Annotated in this window: 17 protein-coding genes; 13 read left to right on the plus strand and 4 right to left on the minus strand. The window is 71.1% G+C overall.

The genetic code is table 11. The features are described from left to right. Positions 1 to 116: 116 nt before the first annotated feature. From D2L64_RS14750 to D2L64_RS14795, 10 genes are all read left to right on the plus strand, one after another. Positions 117 to 458, plus strand: coding sequence for a PadR family transcriptional regulator (locus tag D2L64_RS14750; protein ID WP_119576680.1), 342 nt, complete (start codon positions 117 to 119; stop codon positions 456 to 458). Beyond that, positions 455 to 1,399 (plus strand): permease prefix domain 1-containing protein, encoded by a 945-nt coding sequence (locus D2L64_RS14755; RefSeq protein ID WP_119576683.1) that lies wholly within the window; start codon positions 455 to 457, stop codon positions 1,397 to 1,399. Before D2L64_RS14750 ends, D2L64_RS14755 begins: the two co-directional genes overlap by 4 nt. A gap of 167 nt (positions 1,400 to 1,566) precedes the next feature. Then, a complete protein-coding gene (locus D2L64_RS14760; RefSeq protein WP_199714531.1) occupies positions 1,567 to 2,163 on the plus strand; it encodes a LemA family protein in 597 nt (198 codons plus the stop codon). Further along, the gene (locus D2L64_RS14765; protein ID WP_119576686.1) at positions 2,163 to 4,178 is read left to right on the plus strand and encodes a M48 family metallopeptidase; all 2,016 of its coding nucleotides are present in this window, start codon (positions 2,163 to 2,165) and stop codon (positions 4,176 to 4,178) included. The genes D2L64_RS14760 and D2L64_RS14765 overlap by 1 nt, the downstream gene beginning before the upstream one ends. 34 nt (positions 4,179 to 4,212) lie before the next feature. Next, positions 4,213 to 5,496, plus strand: a complete 1,284-nt coding sequence (locus tag D2L64_RS14770; protein ID WP_119576689.1) for a sensor histidine kinase — start codon at positions 4,213 to 4,215, stop codon at positions 5,494 to 5,496. Beyond that, on the plus strand, positions 5,493 to 6,206 hold the full coding sequence (locus D2L64_RS14775; protein WP_119576692.1) for a response regulator: 714 nt from the start codon (positions 5,493 to 5,495) through the stop codon (positions 6,204 to 6,206). Before D2L64_RS14770 ends, D2L64_RS14775 begins: the two co-directional genes overlap by 4 nt. A gap of 81 nt (positions 6,207 to 6,287) precedes the next feature. Continuing rightward, entirely contained in the window at positions 6,288 to 7,181 is an 894-nt protein-coding gene (locus D2L64_RS14780) for an ABC transporter ATP-binding protein (RefSeq protein ID WP_119576856.1), read from the plus strand. Continuing rightward, complete coding sequence (locus D2L64_RS14785) at positions 7,178 to 8,239, plus strand: ABC transporter permease (protein WP_119576695.1); 1,062 nt, start codon at positions 7,178 to 7,180, stop codon at positions 8,237 to 8,239. The genes D2L64_RS14780 and D2L64_RS14785 overlap by 4 nt, the downstream gene beginning before the upstream one ends. Positions 8,240 to 8,391: 152 nt before the next feature. Continuing rightward, positions 8,392 to 8,991 (plus strand): hypothetical protein, encoded by a 600-nt coding sequence (locus D2L64_RS14790; RefSeq protein WP_119576698.1) that lies wholly within the window; start codon positions 8,392 to 8,394, stop codon positions 8,989 to 8,991. Between the two features lie 5 nt (positions 8,992 to 8,996). Next, a complete protein-coding gene (locus tag D2L64_RS14795) occupies positions 8,997 to 10,073 on the plus strand; it encodes a hypothetical protein (RefSeq protein WP_147376243.1) in 1,077 nt (358 codons plus the stop codon). Positions 10,074 to 10,376: 303 nt separating this feature from the next. On the opposite strand, the gene D2L64_RS14805 is transcribed toward D2L64_RS14795, so the two are convergent. Next, a complete protein-coding gene (locus D2L64_RS14805; RefSeq protein ID WP_119576704.1) occupies positions 10,377 to 10,565 on the minus strand; it encodes a hypothetical protein in 189 nt (62 codons plus the stop codon). Positions 10,566 to 10,633: 68 nt separating this feature from the next. Here D2L64_RS14805 and D2L64_RS14810 point away from each other — a divergent pair, with 68 nt between their 5' ends. Next, on the plus strand, positions 10,634 to 11,002 hold the full coding sequence (locus D2L64_RS14810; RefSeq protein ID WP_233558956.1) for a hypothetical protein: 369 nt from the start codon (positions 10,634 to 10,636) through the stop codon (positions 11,000 to 11,002). Between the two features lie 147 nt (positions 11,003 to 11,149). Here the strand turns inward: D2L64_RS14810 and D2L64_RS14815 are convergent, their stop codons facing one another. Both D2L64_RS14815 and D2L64_RS14820 read right to left on the minus strand, forming a co-directional pair. Then, a complete protein-coding gene (locus D2L64_RS14815; RefSeq protein WP_119576707.1) occupies positions 11,150 to 12,421 on the minus strand; it encodes an MFS transporter in 1,272 nt (423 codons plus the stop codon). Continuing rightward, on the minus strand, positions 12,414 to 13,031 hold the full coding sequence (locus tag D2L64_RS14820; protein ID WP_119576710.1) for a winged helix-turn-helix domain-containing protein: 618 nt from the start codon (positions 13,029 to 13,031) through the stop codon (positions 12,414 to 12,416). Before D2L64_RS14820 ends, D2L64_RS14815 begins: the two co-directional genes overlap by 8 nt. Positions 13,032 to 13,204: 173 nt before the next feature. On the opposite strand from D2L64_RS14820, the gene D2L64_RS14825 reads away from it, so the two are divergent. Next, positions 13,205 to 15,466 (plus strand): pentapeptide repeat-containing protein, encoded by a 2,262-nt coding sequence (locus tag D2L64_RS14825; protein WP_158603504.1) that lies wholly within the window; start codon positions 13,205 to 13,207, stop codon positions 15,464 to 15,466. Between the two features lie 195 nt (positions 15,467 to 15,661). On the opposite strand, the gene D2L64_RS14830 is transcribed toward D2L64_RS14825, so the two are convergent. Then, the gene (locus D2L64_RS14830; RefSeq protein ID WP_119576716.1) at positions 15,662 to 16,411 is read right to left on the minus strand and encodes a YebC/PmpR family DNA-binding transcriptional regulator; all 750 of its coding nucleotides are present in this window, start codon (positions 16,409 to 16,411) and stop codon (positions 15,662 to 15,664) included. A gap of 315 nt (positions 16,412 to 16,726) precedes the next feature. Between D2L64_RS14830 and D2L64_RS14835 the strand changes: the two genes are divergently transcribed. Continuing rightward, positions 16,727 to 18,058: a hypothetical protein gene (locus tag D2L64_RS14835; protein ID WP_119576719.1), complete on the plus strand. Its 1,332-nt coding sequence runs from the start codon at positions 16,727 to 16,729 to the stop codon at positions 18,056 to 18,058. Positions 18,059 to 18,062 lie beyond the last annotated feature (4 nt).

Consider the following 18,062-nt stretch of genomic DNA (forward strand, 5'->3'; position numbering starts at 1 on the left):
TCACACCATGAGCGGCTTATATCCCGACACAAACCGCAAGATCCACGAGATTGTCGGGTGAGGGACAGTGTTGTGCGGATGGACAATAGTGTGCGACACACAGTATCGTGTGTCGCATGGGCACCGATGACGTTCTACGGACGCACCTTCAGGAGTTGCGGCGGGGGACGGTGGTGGTGGCCAGCCTGGTCGCGCTGCGTCAACCCGACTACGGCTACGCGCTGCTGCAACGGCTCGCCGGGCACGGCTTCGCGGTCGACGCCAACACCCTCTATCCCCTGCTGCGCCGACTGGAGGAACAGGGGCTGCTGACCAGCGAGTGGAACACCGAGGAGAGCCGGCCGCGCAAGTTCTACCGCACCAGCGACGCCGGCGAGCAGCTGCTGACCCGACTGCTCGACGACCTCGCCGCCGTTCAGACCTCCCTGACCGCCCTGATCGAAGGAGCCCCCCGATGACCACCTCCCTGACCGACCGATACCTCGCCGCCACCCTGCGTTCGGTGCCGACCGCCCGACGCGAGGAGATCGCCGACGAGCTACGCGCCTCGATCGGCGACATGATCGACGGACGGACCGCCGACGGGCTCGACGCCGCGACCGCCGAGCGGGAGGTGCTCACCGAGCTGGGCAACCCCGCCCAGCTCGCCGCCCGGTACACCGACCGGCGGCTCCAGCTCATCGGCCCGGAGTACTACCCGGCCTGGCGACGGCTGCTGATCACCCTGGTCAGCACGATCCCGCCGGTCGTCGGGGTACTGATGGCCGTGTTGGAGACCACCACCGCGGACAACCCGGGCGGTGCCGTCGGCGCGGGCGTGAGCGCCGCGTTCAACGTGGCGGTGCAGATCGCCTTCTGGGTGACCGTGGTCTTCGCGGTACTGGAACGGATCGGCACCCCGCTGAACCTGCCGGAGTGGACCGTCGACCAACTGCCCGACGAGCCCGTCGACCGGGACATCAGCCTCACCGACGTGTGCGCCTCGATCGTGGTCCTCGGCCTGTTCATCGCGATCCTGCCGTGGCAGCAGTTCCAGACGGTGGTCGGCGACGGCGACCGGCTGCCGATCCTCGACCCGGCGCTCTGGACGTCCTGGCTGCCGGTGCTGGTCGTGGTGCTGGTCGCCAGCATCGGCCTGGAGTTCGCCAAGTACCGGGCCCGCCGGTGGAGCTGGCCGCTGGTCGCCGTCAACGCCCTGCTCGGGCTCGCCTTCGCGGTACCGGCGATCTGGCTGCTGCTCACCGACCGGCTGTTCAACGCCGACTTCACCGCCCGGTTCTCCTGGCTGCGCGACGGCGGCGTCGACACGGTCGCCCGGATCACCGTCGTGGTGATCGTCGTGGTCACCGTCTGGGACGTGATCGACAGCGCGATCAAGGCACGCCGCAACGGCCGCTGACACCGGGTCCGGGCGGTGGGCCGACCGGTACCGAACCGCGCCGGGCGCCGCCGTACGGGGCCCCCACCGATCGGCCGCCCCAGCTCGGCGAACCGGCTGGGAGCGGGGCTGGTCGGGCGAACGTACGATGATCAGCGACAGGTCCGACGGGTAACCAGGGAGCGGCCATGGAACTGATCATCGGATTGTTGTGTCTGGTCTTGATCGTCGTGGTGGTGGTCGGCTTCGGCGTCTCGGTCTACAACGGGCTGGTCCGGGCGCGCAACGCGTACCGCAACGCCTTCGCCCAGATCGACGTGCAGTTGGTCCGCCGGCACGACCTGATCCCCAATCTGGTCGAGACCGCCAAGGGCTACCTCAAGCACGAGCGGGAGACCCTGGAGGCGGTGATCACCGCCCGCAACGCCGCGGTCAACGCGCAGGCCACCGCCGCGGCGGCCCCCGGCGACCCAGCGGCCATGCAGCAGCTCAGCGGCGCGGAGAACGCCCTGACCGCCACCCTGGGCCGGCTGTTCGCGCTCTCCGAGGCGTACCCGGACCTCAAGGCCAACCAGAACATGATGCAGCTGTCGGAGGAGTTGACCTCCACGGAGAACCGGGTCGCCTTCGCCCGGCAGGCGTACAACGACGCGGTGATGGGCTACAACAACAAGCGCGAGGTCTTCCCGTCCAGCCTGGTCGCCGGCATGTTCTCGTTCGGGCCCGCCGCGCTGTTCCAGCCGGACGACCCGACCCAGCGCCAGGCCCCGCAGGTCTCCTTCTGATGAACTTCTTCGAACGGCAGCGCCAGGTACGCCGGCTGTCGACCCGGCTGGTGCTGCTGTTCGTGCTGGCCGTGGTCGGCATCGTGGTGGTGGTCAACCTCGCGGCGGTCGTCGCGTTCAACGCCACCACCGCCGACCCGGGCCAGCTCGCCGGCTTCGTGGCCATGGTGACCGTGGCCACCGTCGCGGCGATCGGGCTGGCCGCGCTGGTGCGTACCCTCGCCCTGCGCGGCGGGGGCGGCAAGGTGGCCCGCGAGCTGGGCGGGGTGCCGGTGCCGACCGACACCACGGATCCGGAGCTGCGTCGGCTGCGCAACGTCGTCGAGGAGATGGCGCTGGCCTCCGGCGTACCCGTGCCCGAGGTCTACGTCCTGCCCGAGGAGACGGCGATCAACGCCTTCGCCGCCGGTTGGGGCCCGTCCGACGCGGCCGTGGCGGTCACCTGGGGCGCGTTGCAGCGGCTCAACCGTGACGAACTCCAGGGGGTCATCGCCCACGAGTTCGCCCACGTGGTGAACGGGGACATGCGGCTCAACATCCGGCTGATGGGGCTGCTGTTCGGCATCCTGTTCCTGACCGTGATCGGCCGGGGCATGGCCCGCTTCGGGCTGATCAGCGGCGGCGGTCGACAACGCGGCAACAACAGCGGTGGGGCCAACCCGCTGGCACTGGTCGGGCTGGCGTTGCTGGTCGCCGGGTACGTCGGTGTCCTCGCCGGTCGACTCATCCAGGCCTCGGTGTCCCGGCAGCGGGAGTACCTGGCCGACGCCTCGGCCGTGCAGTACACCCGGCAGACCCGGGGCATCGCCGGGGCGCTGAAGAAGATCGGCGGCCTGTCCGACGGCTCCGAGCTGAGGTCGCCGAAGCGCGACGAGGTGGGGCACATGCTCTTCGGCGAGGCAGCCCGCGCCTCCTGGTTCGCCACCCACCCGCCGCTGGCCAAACGGATTCAGGTGCTGGACCCCTCGTTCGACCCGGCCGAGCTGCAACGGCTGTCCCGGCAGTGGGCGGCGGCACCGCCGTCGGGCCGGCAGGAGGACGCCGCGCTGGGCCTCGCCCCGGCCGCCGCGCCGAGCCGGCCCACTCCCGGCCGGCCAGGCCACGGCGGCCCGGGGCAGGGCGCACCGGGGCAGGGCGCCGAGGTGTCGCCCGCCGCACCGGCGCTGCCGGTCGCGGGCACCCGGGTACGCCTCGACCCGGCCGACGTACTGGGCCGGGTGGCCGCACCGACCGAGACCGCGTACACCCACGCGGCGGCGCTGCTCGACCAGATCCCGCAGCCCCTGCTCGACCGGGCCCGTAACCGGCAGACCGCCGTACCGCTGCTGCTCGGTCTGCTGCTCAGCGCCGAGCCGCAGGTCCGGCAGCACCAGTACGCCGCGCTGGTCGAGCGACACGGTCGGGATCTGGCCGACGCCGCGATCCACGAGGCGCAGGCCCTGGCCGGGCTGCACCCGATGCTCGTCCTGCCGCTGGCCGAACTGACCTTCCCGGCCCTGCGCGAGCGCCCGGCGCCGGAGTTGGAGTCGCTGCTGGCGGCGGTGTTCACGCTGATCCACGCGGACGGTTCGATCAACGTCTCCGAGTACTGCCTCTCCCGGCTGCTGCTGGCCGAGATCCAGGAGTTGCTGCGCCCGGACTCCCGCTGGCGGACCGACCGGCGCACGCTCACCGACAGCCGGTCGGCGGCGGCCTTCCTGCTGGCCACGCTCGCCCAGGTGGGGCACGGTGAGCCGGCCGAGGCCGAGCGCGCCTTCCAGGCCGGCATGGGCACCCTGTTGCCCGGCACCTCGTGGACGTACGCGCCGCCGGAGAACGGCGTGCTGGCCCTGGAGACCGCCTGGCCGGTGCTGGACGGGCTGCGACCCGGGGACAAGGAACGCTTGGTCGCGGCGGTGGTGGCGGTGATCAGCCACGACGGGGAGATGACCGTCGCCGAGATCGAGTTGCTGCGCACCATCTGCGGCCTGCTGCACTGCCCGCTGCCGCCGATGGCCGGCAGCGGGATCGGTTGACCGGGCCGGGCGCCGGGATGGCATCCTCGGCGGGGTGACCAGCGAGACGACCGACGACTGGCGGCGACCGGGCCCGACCCCGGAGCAGCGGCGGCTGGACCTCTACGCCGGGCTGACGGCGACGATCCTGGCGCTGTTCAGCCTCACCCTCGCCCGCAGCACCGGGATGTTCCTGCTCGGGCCACCGCCGTCGGACCTCGAACAGATCCTCTGGACCATCGCGGTGCCGCTGCCGTTGATCTGGCGACGCCGCTACCCCACCGCCACCGCGCTGATCGTCTCGGCCGCGTTCATCGGGGCACAGGTCCGGGCCGTGCCCGAGTGGCAGCTGTCCCAGTGGGCGCTGTTCGCCGCCATCTTCACCCTCGGCGCCTGGGGGCCGGACCACCGGCGGTCCCGGCTGGTGCGCGTCGGCGTCATCGCCGCCATGTTCGTCTGGATGGCGGTGGCGTACGTGATCAGCTACCGCAGCCTCTCCCCGGACACCTTCGCCGACGCGATCGGGCCGGTGCCGCCGCTGCTCGCCGCGATCGTCACCGGCGTACTGATCAACGTGCTGTTCTTCGGGTTCGCGTACTTCTTCGGCGAGACCGCGTGGGTCGCCGCCCGGCGTGAGCACGAGCTGGCCGCGCAGGCCGAGGCGCTGCGCCGCTCGCAGGCCGAGGCGCGAGAGCACGCGGTGGTCGGTGAGCGGGTCCGGATCGCCCGGGAACTGCACGACGTCGTCGCCCACCACGTCTCGGTGATGGGGGTGCAGGCGGCAGCCTGCCGCCGGGTCTTCGACAAGGATCCGGCGAAGGCCCGCACGGCGCTGGCCTCGATCGAGCAGAGTGCCCGCACGGCCGTGGACGAGTTGCGCCGGATGCTCGGTGTGTTGCGGGCCGGCGACCGCGAACCGGCGCGGGCGCAGCAGCAGGCCGCCGGGATCGACCAGGTCGACGCGGTGCTCGCCCGGGCCCGCGAGGCCGGGCTCCAGGCCGCCCTCGGGGTGTACGGCGCCCCGACGCCGCTGCCGGAGTCGGTGTCGCAGGCCGCGTACCGGGTGGTGCAGGAGGCGGTGACGAACACCCTGAAGCACGCCACCGGGGTGCGGGTGCTCGACGTGCGGATCCGTTATCTGGCGCAGGAGGTGGAGGTCGAGGTGACCGACGACGGCCGGGCGACCCGCCCGGCGAACGCCGACGGGCTGGGACTGGTCGGGATGCGGGAGCGGGTCGCGACCCACGGGGGTGAACTGGAGGTCGGGCCGCGTACCGGCGGTGGCTGGCGGGTACGGGTCCGGTTTCCGCTGCCGGTGACGGTGGGAGGGGCGGCATGAGCACCGGTCGCGGGTCGGGCGAGGACGGGATCGGCCGGCCGATCCGGGTGCTGCTCGCCGACGACCACCATCTGGTGCGGACCGGCTTCCGGGTCATTCTGGAGATCGAGGACGATATCGAGGTGGTCGGCGAGGCCGCCAACGGGGAACGGGCGGTCGGCATGGCCCGGGCCCTGCGCCCGGACGTGGTGCTGATGGACGTGGAGATGCCCGAGGTCGACGGGTTGGAGGCGACCCGGCGGATCAGCCTCGACGCGGACCAGCCGGGTCCGGCGGTGCTGATCCTCACCACCTTCGACCGCGACGACTACCTGTTCGCGGCGCTGCGCGCCGGTGCCAGTGGGTTCCTGCTGAAGAACGGCACCCCGGAGGCGCTGGTCGAGGCGATCCGGGTGGTGGCCCGGGGGGACGGACTGCTCGCACCGGAACTCACCCGGCGGGTGATCGCCACCTTCGCCCGGCCCGGCGGCCCGACCGGTGCCGGGGTCGATCCGGCGGCGGCCCTGCGTCACCTCACGCCCCGCGAGCGGGAGGTCCTGGTCCTGGTCGCCGGGGGTGCCAGCAACGCCGAGATCGCCACCGCGCTGCACCTCGGCGAGGCGACGGTCAAGTCACACGTGAGCCGGGTGCTGGCCAAGTTGGAGCTGCGCGACCGGGTGCAGGCGGTGGTCTTCGCGTACGAGCAGGGGGTGGTCCGGCCCGGCGGCTGAGCGGCTCCACCGCGAGGCGGAGCCGCGATCTCCGTCCCGGGGCGGAGGGCAGTCGATCATCGAGGGCCTAGCGTGGGCAGCGTGACCACTGTGCTCCGTCTGGACGGCGTCGACCGCAGCTTCGGCGACCGTCAGGTGCTCAAGAACGTGTCCTTCGATGTGGTTGCCGGTCGGATGACCGGCTTCGTCGGCGGAAACGGCGCCGGCAAGACCACCACCATGCGGATCGTCCTCGGCGTGCTGGCCGCCGACGCCGGCCGGGTGACGTGGCGGGACGCCCCGCTGACCCGGCAGGTACGCGGACGCTTCGGTTACATGCCGGAGGAACGTGGCCTCTATCCGAAGATGAGCGTCCGCGAGCAGGTGGTCTACCTGGGTCGGCTGCACGGGCTGACCGCCGAGGCCGCCCGGCGCTCGACCGACGCGCTGCTGGAGCGGATCGGGCTCGGTGAGCGGGGCGACGACCTGTTGGAGACCCTGTCGCTGGGCAACCAGCAGCGTGCCCAGATCGCCGCCGCGCTGGTGCACGATCCCGAGGTGCTGGTGCTCGACGAGCCGTTCTCCGGGCTCGACCCGATGGCCGTGGACACCATCGTGGCGGTGCTGCGGGAGCGGGCCGCCGCCGGCGCCCCGGTGCTGTTCTCCAGCCACCAGCTGGACGTCGTCGAGCGGCTCTGCGACGACCTGGTGATCATCGCTGGGGGTTCGATCCGTGCGGCCGGCAGCCGCGAGCGGTTGCGCGCCGCGTACACCACGCCCCGGTACGAGTTGGTGGTGGAGACCGACGCCGGTTGGCTGCGCGACCAGCCGGGAGTCACCCTCGTCGACCTGGACGGCGCCCGCGCCGTCTTCGACCTCGCGCCCGGCGCGGACGAACAGGTCGTGCTGCGCACCGCGCTGGACCGTGGCCCGGTCCGCGCGTTCCGCCCGATCGCTCCGTCCCTCGCCGAGATCTTCCGAGAGGTCGCCAAGTGAACACCATCCAGGCCACCCGTCTGGTCGCCGCCCGCGAGATCCGGGTCAAGCTGCGCGACCGTACCTTCCTGATCAGCACGGTCGTCTTCCTGCTGGTCGCGGCGGCGGCGACCATCCTGCCGCCACTGCTGTCCGGCGGGCCGTCCACGGTGGCGGCGACCGAGGCGGCGGCCGGTCCGCTGCGCGAGGCCGGGCTCCAGGTGCGCGTGGTACCCGACGACGCCGCCGCCGAGCAGGCCGTCCGGGACGGTGACGCGGACGCCGCGGTCGTCGCCGGCCCGCTGGTGCTCGCCATGGACGACGCGCCCGGCGACGTGGTCAACGCGCTGAGCACCCGACCGCCGGTCGAGTTGTTGAACCCGGACGCGGTGGATCCGGTGCTGGCCTTCCTGGTGCCGTTCGCGTTCGCGTTCATCTTCTTCATCACCTCGCAGACCTTCGGCGTGCAGATCGCGCAGAGCATCATCGAGGAGAAGCAGACCCGGATCGTGGAGATCCTCGTCGCCGCGGTACCGGTGAGGGCGTTGCTGGCCGGCAAGATGCTCGCCGGCACGATCCTCGCGCTGGGGCAGATCGCGCTGGTCGCGCTGGTCGCCGTGGCCGGCATGGCCTTCGGCGGCAGCAGTGGGCTGCTCTCGCTGCTCGGCCCGGCGATCGGCTGGTTCATCCCGTTCTTCCTGCTCGGCTTCTTGCTGATCGCGGCCATGTGGGCGGCGGCCGGCGCGCTGGTCAACCGGTTGGAGGACATCGGTGGCGTGTCGACGCCGGTGCAGCTCGCGGTGATGCTGCCGTTCTTCGCGGTGATCTTCCTCAACGACAACGCCACCGCCATGCGGGTGCTGTCCTACCTGCCGTTCTCGTCGCCGACGGCGATGCCGTTGCGGCTGTTCGGCGGGGATGCCGCCGGCTGGGAACCGGTCGCCTCGCTGGCCCTGTTGCTGGTGGCGGCGGTCGGGTTCCTGCTCGCCGGGGCCCGGGTGTACGAGGGGTCGTTGCTGCGTACCAACGGGCGCACCTCGGTCCGGACCGCCTGGCGGGAGCGCGAGACGCTGGGCTGACAACGCGACTGCGGGTGCCGGCGTCCCACCTCGGAGGGAACGCCGGCATCGGACTTTCATCCTTTTACGTGATGAATGGCCGCATAACGGTCAGATCGCCACCAGAACCCTAGCCTCCTGATGGAACGCAACACCTATCGAGGAGGTACTGAATGAAGCTGAGACTGACCACCGCGGCCCTGGTGGGTGCCGCAGGGCTGATGGGCTCCCTGTTGGTCGGGGCGCCCGCGCAGGCCGACACCTGTCTGGAGGGCATCGGCTGCACGACCGACGTGACCTTCGAGGTGACCGCCGGGGCGTTGCAGATCACCGTGCCGGACGACGTGACCCTCACCAACAACGGCGCGCCCGGCGGGTACGCCTACGGCCAACTCGGCGACATCCTGGTCGAGGACCTCCGGGCCGAGGCGGGGGTCGGCTGGACCACGACCGTCAGCAGCACCGACTTCACCACCGGCCCGGGCCCTGTCTTCGGCCCGGGGGAGTCGATCCCCAATGACGACGTCTACTACTGCTCCGGCACCGGCACCACCACCGGTACCGGCCTCTTCACCCCCGGACAGGCGGGCCCGTGCACCGCGCCCCCGCCGCCCAGCGGTGCGGCGCTCGGCGGCACCGTGACCGCCTACAGCCACGACACCACCGGCACCGGTAACAACACGGCGCTCTGGGATCCGCTGCTCACCGTCTCGATCCCGCTCGCGACGATCGCCGGACCGTTCACCGGCACCGTCACGCACAGCGTCTCCTGAGCCTGATGGCCTCAGCGACAACCCGTTCGTGGGGTGTGCCGGTCGCGGCGCTCGCCATCCTGGCGACCAGCGTCGTGATCGGCGCCCCTGCGCACGCCGCCGATCGGGACCGCAGCCCCAGCCCGAGCCCCACCCTGACCCAGAGCCCGCCCCCGCGGGCGTCCGGCAGCATCGGGATCCGCCTCGCCGAGGCGTCGGTGGACCGACGGGACGACCCGCGCGCGCAGGTCTACATCGTCGACCACGTCAAACCGGGCACCTGGATGACCCGGCGGATCGAGGTCAACAACTCCTCCGACACCCCGCACCGGATCGCTCTCGGGGTGGCCGCGTCCGAGATCAAGAACCACGAGTTCGTGCCGGCGCCGGAGCCTGACGCCAACGAACTACCCGAGTGGATCACCTTCGACGAGCCGACCATCGTGGCCGCGCCGCAGAGCACCACGACCGTCCTGGCCACCATCGCCGTGCCGCCGTCGGCCACCCGGGGCGAGCGCTACGGCACGATCTGGGCGACCGTCGGCGCCGCCGAGCGCCGCGACTCGACGATGACCGTACGCAAAGTCAACCAGGTCGGTATCCGGGTGTATCTCGACGTCGGCCGGGGCGGCGAGCCGCCGTCGGACTTCCGGATCGAGAACCTGGTGCCGGGCCGCACCGAGCAGGGCGACCCGGTGGTACGGGCCAGGGTCCGCAACACCGGCGAACGCGCCCTCGACCTGACCGGCAAGCTGTGGCTCTCCGACGGCCCGGGCGGGCTGGCCGCCGGCCCGTTCGCCGCCCGGCTCGGCACCACCCTGCTCCCCGGCGACACCGCCCATCTTGAGGTGGTACTCGACCGGGAGCTGCCCAACGGCCCGTGGCAGGCCCGGCTGCGGGTGGAGAGCGGGCGGATCCACCGGGAGGTCACCGCGGAGATCACCTTCCCGGAGCAACACGGCTCCTGGGGGTTGCCGACGACCTTCTCCGAACAACTACCGATGATCATCATGATCAGCGGCGCCGTCGCCACCGTCGCCGGTGTGGTGATGGTCGTCGCCTACCGGCGCGCCCGGCGCCGCAGGTACCAGTTCGTCCACTGAGCGGGCGACCGTCGGCCACCGCAGCTCCGCCCAGCCGGCCGGCAGCCTCGGCACCGGCCACGCCGGGTCCGGGCGCCAGGCCGCCAAGGACTCGTCCCACCAGCGCTCCCCCGCGTCGAGCAGGGCGGGGGTGTCCACCCCGATCGGGGTACGCCGGAACGGGTCCTGGAGGTTGAAGTACCAGCCGGCGAAGGCGCGCCGCGGGCCCGACCAGAACACGTCGATCGAGTGCGCCTCACCGGGACGCTGGAGCATCCGGCGGCGAACCGCCCCGCCCCCGTCATCGATCCCCCGACCGCGCCGTCAGTCCTGCGTCAACTCCGGCCGATGCTGCCTGATCCAGGCCTCCACATCCGACTTCCGCCACACCTTGCCCTGCATCAGATCGGCGACCGGCTCGGGGAAGTTGCGATTGCTGGTGATGACGTAGACGCGCTGCTTGCTGATGCCGCCCAGCATGATGCGAATCTCATGCGAACCCACCAGCTCCATAAGGCGGACGGTAGACAGTTGCCCTAGCTCCTTGACTTGGGTCAACCCCTCGGGTCACCATATCGGGCATGAGCGCGCTGGATCCGTCGCCTGCCGGGCGCGAGCCGCTGAGCCGGCTGCACCCGGTGCACCAGCACCTGCCCGAGCGGCCCGGGTGGACGTGTCGGGCGTGCTCCCGGCAGTGGCCGTGCCCGGCGGCCCGGATGCTGCTGCGCGTCGAGTACGACCTCGACCGGGTCGGTCTCTCCGTCTACCTCGCCGGCCAGTTGTTCGACGCCACCGGCGACCTGCTGCGGTCGGCCGAGGGGCCGCCACCGACCCCCGGCGAGCTGTTCGACCGCTTCCTGGCCTGGGCGGCCCCACGATCCTGGCGGCAGCCGGGTCACCCGCCGCGACACCGCCCCGGGCCGGCACGAGTTCGACGCCCACCGACTTGAGGAGCAGGATTCACCGAGGTACGGAAGGCGGCCCAGCGGCGGGCCGACGCCCGGGCCCGGGGCTGGCCCGGCAGGGACGTGGAGCGCGTCGAGCAGGGCCGCCGGCCCCCGCCTGCCGGCCTGTTCCCCTGGCCGCCCGACCGGGCCTCAGCCCTCGGGCAGGGTACGCATGGTGCGCAGCGGGGAGGAGGCGACCCAGCACACTCCGAGCAGGGCGCCGACGCTGGCGATCCAGAGAGCGGGACGTACCCCGATCGCGGCGCCGAGCGTCCCGCCGATCAGCGCGCCGATCGGTCGGATGCCGTGGTTGACGGTGCGCCGGAACCCGGAGACCACGGCGAGCATCGCCACCGGCGTGGCCGCGATCTGCACCGACCCGACCGCGATGTCGAGGACCATGACGCCCAGCGCGGAGACGAACTCGGCGGCGAACAGCAGCCCGAGCACCAGTGGTGGTGGCCCCATGGCCAGCGGCACCAGGATCAGCGGGGCCGGGAAGACCACGAAGCCCAGCAGGACGGCGGGGCCGATGCCGATCCGGCGACTGACCGGGCCGGTGACCGCCGCGCCGAGCAGGCCGCCGAACGCGCCGGCCCCGATGACCAGGCCCAGTACGCCCGGGGAGACACCCAGCTCGGTGGTCACGTACAGCACGAAGAGCGCGGCGAACATGAAGTTGAACAGGTTGACCGTGGTGGTGCCGAGCAGGGTGGCCCGCAGCAGCGCGGAGCGGGCCACGTACCGGACGCCCGCGGCCATGCCCAGCCCGGGGCCGGCGGGTACGGGACGCTCGGTGACCCTGGTCCGGGCCAGGAACAGCGCCGACGCCAGGTAGGTGAACACGCCGGACAGCAGGGCGACCGGGGCGGTGAGGACCTGCACGAGCAGGCCGCCGATGCTCGGGCCGGCGACGTGCGACATGGCTCGGCTGCCGTTGACCAGGCTGTTGGCGTCCACGTAGTCGGGCCGCTGCACCAGCGTGGCGAACAGGCTGGCGTGCGCCACCTCGAAGAAGACCGAGAGGATCCCGATCAGGAAGGCCACGACGCAGAGCAGCGGCAGGTTCAGCGCGCCGGTCCACCACAGCAGCGGTACGGCCAGCAGCAGCACCGCCCGGCCCAGGTCGGTGACGATCATTACCTGGCGTCGGCGCGGGTGCCGGTCCACCCAGGCACCGGCCGGCAGCGAGAAGAACAGGTTGGGCAGCAGCGAGGCGGCGGTCAGGTAGCCCATCTCGGCGGGGCCGGCACCGACCGCGAGCAGGGCGAGCAGCGGCACGGCGAGCATGGTGACCTGGTCGCCGAAGAGCGAGACGGTCTGCGCGGACCAGTAGCGACGGAAGGCGGGCTGGCGCAGCAGCCGGGGGACGCGCGGCCGGCGCGGCGGTGCCGGGTCGGCCAGGACGAGGGGTTCAGTCACGGTCGGAGCCCGCCCGCCGGTCGTCGGGGGGTACGACTCCTCGGGGCAGCACCAGCTGGACCATCATCACCGGGCGAGATCCGGGCGGGCGTTTCGCCGGGTCGGTGATCCGCTCGTCGTACCGGGCCAGCAGCGCGTCGATCGTGCCGGTCAGCTCGCGCAACTCGCTGGCGGTGACGTGCAGCAGGGTGTCGCCGAAGCCGGCGGCGACCCGCCACTCGGTGGGCTCGTCGGCGCGGACCGCGAGGTAGTCCTGGGCGCGCCGGACGAAGACGGCGAGCATCAGCGCGTTGAGTTCGTCCGCGGCGGCCTTCATGGCGGGGTCGTCGGAGTCGTCGTCCCAGGAGGTGAACGGCGTGGTGGCCCGCCAGGGTCGTTCCCGGCCGTCCGCCCCGGCGACCCGTTCGGCGAACCCGTACTTGGCCAGTTGTCGCAGGTGGAACGAGCAGTTCGGCACGTTGTCGTCGAGCCGGGCGGCGGCCTGGGTGGCGGTCATCGGTCCCTCGCTGCGCAGCAGCCCGATCAGCCGCATCCGCAGTGGGTGCGCGTACGCCCGCAGGGCACGCGGATCGGTGACCTTCCCAGTACGCCCGGGCACCTCGTCCGGCATACGCTAGAGGATGCTTTAGAAAGAAGTCTTTAGCAAGTGCCACGAGCCGTGAAGCGACGGGGTGAGCGGGTCAGCGATTGCCTCCGCACGGCGCCGGGCTGTGGTTATCCTGCCGACGAGCCGACTGGCCGAGGTTCCGGCCGGGCCGGTCCGGTAGTCCCAGGAGGAATGGCGTGTGCCCGACGGACTGGCCCGATCGCCTCGGCCGCCCACCCGACAGACACGAGCGCGTCGTACTCGACCAACTCGCTCAAGGTGAGCAGACCGACGCCACCGGCAAGTTGATCGCCGATCTCGTCCGCAACTGCTGCGGGGCGGGTGAGGACCGGCTCAAGGAACGGATATGGCTGGAGAACGTCCGGATCGCAGGTCGCCTCGACCTGTCCCGCTGCCGGCTCAAACACCCGATCTCGTTCCGCAACTGCCGGTTCGACGGTGGCGTCGACCTGTCCGGCACCGTCTGCGACGAGACGCTCGACTTCGTCGACTGCGTGATCAACGGCCTGATCGCCGACCAACTCCACGGCTGCAAGGCCATCAGCGTGGTCGACTGCGAGATCACGGAAGCCGACTTCGCCGGCGCCCACCTCGAGCACGACCTGAGATTCAGCCGCAGCCAGCTGAAGCAGCGAACCAACTGTCCGGCGTTCCACGGTCCCGACATGGTCATCGAGGGCGGGTTGTTCCTCGACCACGTGCAGGTGACCGGCGGCGTCACCCTGGACTCCAGCTACGTCGCGGCCGATCTCGACTGCCGTGGCGGCCGGTTCAGCAACGGCTCCGCGCTGGCCATCAACGCCAGTTGGGTGCACGTGGGCCGAGAGCTGCGCTGCGACGAAGGGTTCCACTCCGAGGGGGAGGTCCGACTCTGCTGGGCGCGGGCCGAACTTGTCTCGTTCCGCAACGGCACCCTGGACAACCCCAACGGGCTGGCGTTACGCGCCGACTCGCTGCGGGTCGACATCGGCTGCTACCTCGATCAAGACCTGCACGCCACCGGCACCGTTCGCCTGGTCGGCGCCCAGATCGAAGGTGAGCTGAGCTGTAGCGGGGGCAGGTTCGACGGCCGCGGCGGGGTGGCGATCGAGGCGGAACGCCTGACCGCCACGGACGTCTTTATCGACCAGGGCTTCGCGGCACACGGCGCCGTGCGGCTGGTCGGCGCAAGGTTGGAGCGGCAGCTCACCTGCACCGGCGGCCACTTCGACAACCCGTCCGGCAGCGCCCTGGACGCCACCGGCCTGATCTGTCGCGGCAGCGTTTACCTCGACAAGGATCCCGATCTCGAACAGGGCTTCACCGCCAACGGCCAGGTCTCGCTGTCCGGTGCCAGCGTCGCCGAGGCGGTCGTCTGCACCGACGGACTGTTCCACCACGAGGCCGACGTCGCGATCGACGCGAGCGGCCTGACCACCGACGGAAACGTCATGCTCGACGGCGGCTTTCGGGCGGTGGGCGAAGTCCGCCTGGCCCGGGCCACCGTGGGTCGGCAACTCGACTGCACCGGTGGCGTCTTCCAGGCACTGGGACGCACCGCGCTCGACCTGACCGGTCTGGTCGGGCGCGGCGACGTGCTGCTCACCAACGGCTTCCGGGCGACCGGCGAGGTGTCGCTGCGCAACGCGGACGTCAGCCGGGACGTAAACCTGAGCGGAGGCCATCTGAGTGGGGTCGGCGAGAAGTCCCTCGACGCGTACGGACTACGCGTGGGCGGATCGCTCATCCTGCTGCCGGCCGAGAAACCCACCCAGATCGTGGATCTGCGATACGCCAACGTGACTCGGCTCAACGACAGCGAGATGGGCTATCCGGCGGGCAATCGCGTCGAGCTGGAGGGCCTCACCTATCAGAGCCTGGAGAGCAACCTCGGGTACGAACAGCGCATCCAGATTCTCGAACACATGAAGAGCTACTCACGCCAGCCGTACCAGCAACTCAGCCGGATCTACCGAGACGCGGGCAAAGATGTAGCAGATCGCGAAGTGGCGGTCGCCGGCTTGAAGCAGCTGCGCAAGCGGGACAAGCTCCGGCCGCACTCGAAGGCGTGGAACGTCTTCATGTGGTTGACCGTCAGGTACGGCTACCGCCTCTACCAGCCAATCTTGATCGCCCTCCCGTTCGCCATCTTGAACGTGATCTTCTATCACACGGCGGAGCACCACGATCTGATGGAACCCGTGGCGGCGAAGACCGACGACGGGCACGCCGACGCCACGCACTGCCCGGCGAACTATCCGTGCTTCAATCCGGCCGCCTACTCGCTCCAACTACTGATACCGGCGATCAACCTGTATCAGATCGACAAGTGGATACCGGACGCCAGCAAGCCTTGGGGTACGCCGCTTCTCTTCTGGACCTGGCTCATGATCATCATCGGGTGGGTGCTCGGCTTCTCGCTCGTCGCCGCGCTCAGCCAGGCGCTGCGCAGGGAGTAGGCGCACCCGCATCGGCCCCGGCGATCAGCTGAGCCGCGCTGGCCCCGGCGATCAGCTGAGCCGCGCTGGCCCCGGCGCACCGGGCCGCAGGTGACGACCCGACCACGGGCCGCCAGGGTCGGTCCGACCACGAGCCACCCCTCCCGGAGGGCAGGGTCCGGGAGGGGTAGCCGTCCAGCAGGCGAATCGCGCTCGTCAGCCGACCGCGGCCATGATCTCGTCGGAGACGTCGAAGTTGGCGTAGACGTTCTGCACGTCGTCGCAGTCCTCCAGCACGTCGATCAGCTTGAAGACCTTGCGCGCGCCCTCCTCGTCCAGCGGCACGTTGACGCTGGGGATCAGGGAGGACTCGGCCGACTCGTACTCGATGCCGGCGTCCTGCAACGCGGTCCGTACGGCCAGCAGGTCACCCGGCTCGGAGACCACCTCGAACGCCTCGTCGAGGTCGTTGACCTCCTCGGCGCCCGCGTCGAGGACGGCCAGCATCACGTCGTCCTCGGTGGTGCCGGCCTTCGGCACGATCACCACGCCCTTGCGGGAGAACATGTACGACACCGAACCGGCGTCGGCGAACGAGCCGCCGTTGCGGGTCAGCGCGGTACGCACCTCGGTGGCGGCGCGGTTGCGGTTGTCGGTCAGGCACTCGATGAGCAGCGCGACGCCGTTCGGGCCGTACCCCTCGTACATGATCGTCTGGTAGTCGGCGCCACCGGCCTCCAGGCCGGAACCGCGCTTGACCGCGCGGTCGATGTTGTCGTTGGGTACCGAGTTCTTCTTGGCCTTCTGGATGGCGTCGTAGAGGGTCGGGTTGCCGGCGGGGTCGCCACCGCCGGTGCGCGCCGCCACCTCGACATTCTTGATCAGCTTGGCGAACATCTTGCCGCGCTTGGCGTCGATGACCGCCTTCTTGTGCTTGGTCGTCGCCCACTTTGAGTGGCCGGACATCTGTTACCTCCGTTGCTACCCGCCGTCTGCATCGACCGCACCGCGCACGCCCCGCTCCGCACCCGGCGCACACGGTGGTGCCGGTCAGCTCTGGTGGAAGCCGTGGCGGCCAGATGGCCCTGCCGAATCTCGACAATCCTACCGACGTACGGCGGGCGGTCGTCACCCGCCGCACGTCGCGTGCGTGCCGGGCGGGCCGTACGGAACCTGCCGCCTCGGCGGCGGAACACGAAACCCGACCGACAACTAGGACAAGACTGCTATAAACGGCGTAATTAGCATCATTGAGGGCGGAACGGGATGCACGGAGGCGACATGCCCCTCAACACACACCAGCCCGCCGCGGGCCGACGAATCGCCGAGATCGCGGTGTTCCTCCTCGTCCTCGCCACCTTCGGCCCGTACGTCGTCGCCGGCGTACGCACCGAGCAGCTCGCCGTCCTCCTCGTCGCCGCACTGGCCGTGCTCTTCCGCGCCCACCAGCTCGCCCACGCCCCTCCCCTGGTCACCCTGCTCGCCGCCCTGAGCGGGGCGTACGTCGGACTCGCCGGGCTCGCCGCCCTCGGCGAGCCCCTCGCCGGCGTCGGCTACCAGGCCGTCGGGTCGTGGGCGGGCCTGGACAACCTGCTGCTCCCGCTCGTCGTACTCGTCGCCGGGTACCTCCTCGCCGTCGAGGCCACCGACCGCACCCGACTCGTCCGCGTCGCGGCGACGACACTGGTCGTCCTGCTCTGCCTGAACACGGTGATCGCCTACCTGACGCTGGTCGGGTCGAACACACTGAACGAGTTGCTGCCGCACTTCTGGACCAACGACGGCGGGTTAAGCACCGCCGAGAGCGCGGCGACCATGGGCCGCTACTCCGGCATCTTCAACCAACCCGCCGAGGGCGGGGTGATGTACTCCCTCGGGCTGCTCGCCGCGGTGTACCTGCTGTGGCGCCGGCCGCTGCTGCTCGCCGCGACCGGCCTCACGCTCACCGTCGGCGGGCTGCTCACCGCATCGAAGATCTTCCTGTTGATCGGGCTGCCGGTCGCGCTCTGGCAGACCTGGCGCGGCGCGTCGTGGCGAAGCCGGACCGGCTCCGTCCTCGCCCTGGCCGGTGTGCTCGTCGTCTTCGACTACCAGGCCCGCCAGCAACGATCGCAGATCGGCGGAGTGCTGCTCGACGGATGGCTCAACCCGCAGGATCGCAGCGGCACCATCCTGTCCTACTACACCGCCTCCCGCCTCGGCGAACAGTCCACCCTCGCCGAGGCCGCCGACCTCGTGCTCACGCACTCGCCGTGGCTCGGTTTCGGCATCGGCGGCATCCGCGTCCCCTACGACAGCTCGTGGCTGGAGGCGCTGGTGATGGCCGGCGTGTTCGGGATCGCGCTGCAGGCCGCCATCATGGCCGTCCTGGTGGTCTGCTGGCTGCGTACCCGCAGCTGGGCCGAGCCCACGGCGGTGCGGCTCGGCGCCGGCGTGCTCATCGTGCTGATCGGCGGCTCGCTGGGGCTGCCGACCCTGACCGGCAACCGGGTCACCACGGTGGCGTGGCTACTGATCGTACTGCTGCTGGTGCTGCCCCCGGCGGCCCACGGCGAACGCGACCCGGTGCCGACCGCGTCGCCCACGCCCCACCTCGCCCGCGTGCCCTCGTAGGTCG

Source organism: Micromonospora radicis (genome assembly GCF_003583405.1).
GTDB lineage: Bacteria > Actinomycetota > Actinomycetes > Mycobacteriales > Micromonosporaceae > Micromonospora > Micromonospora radicis.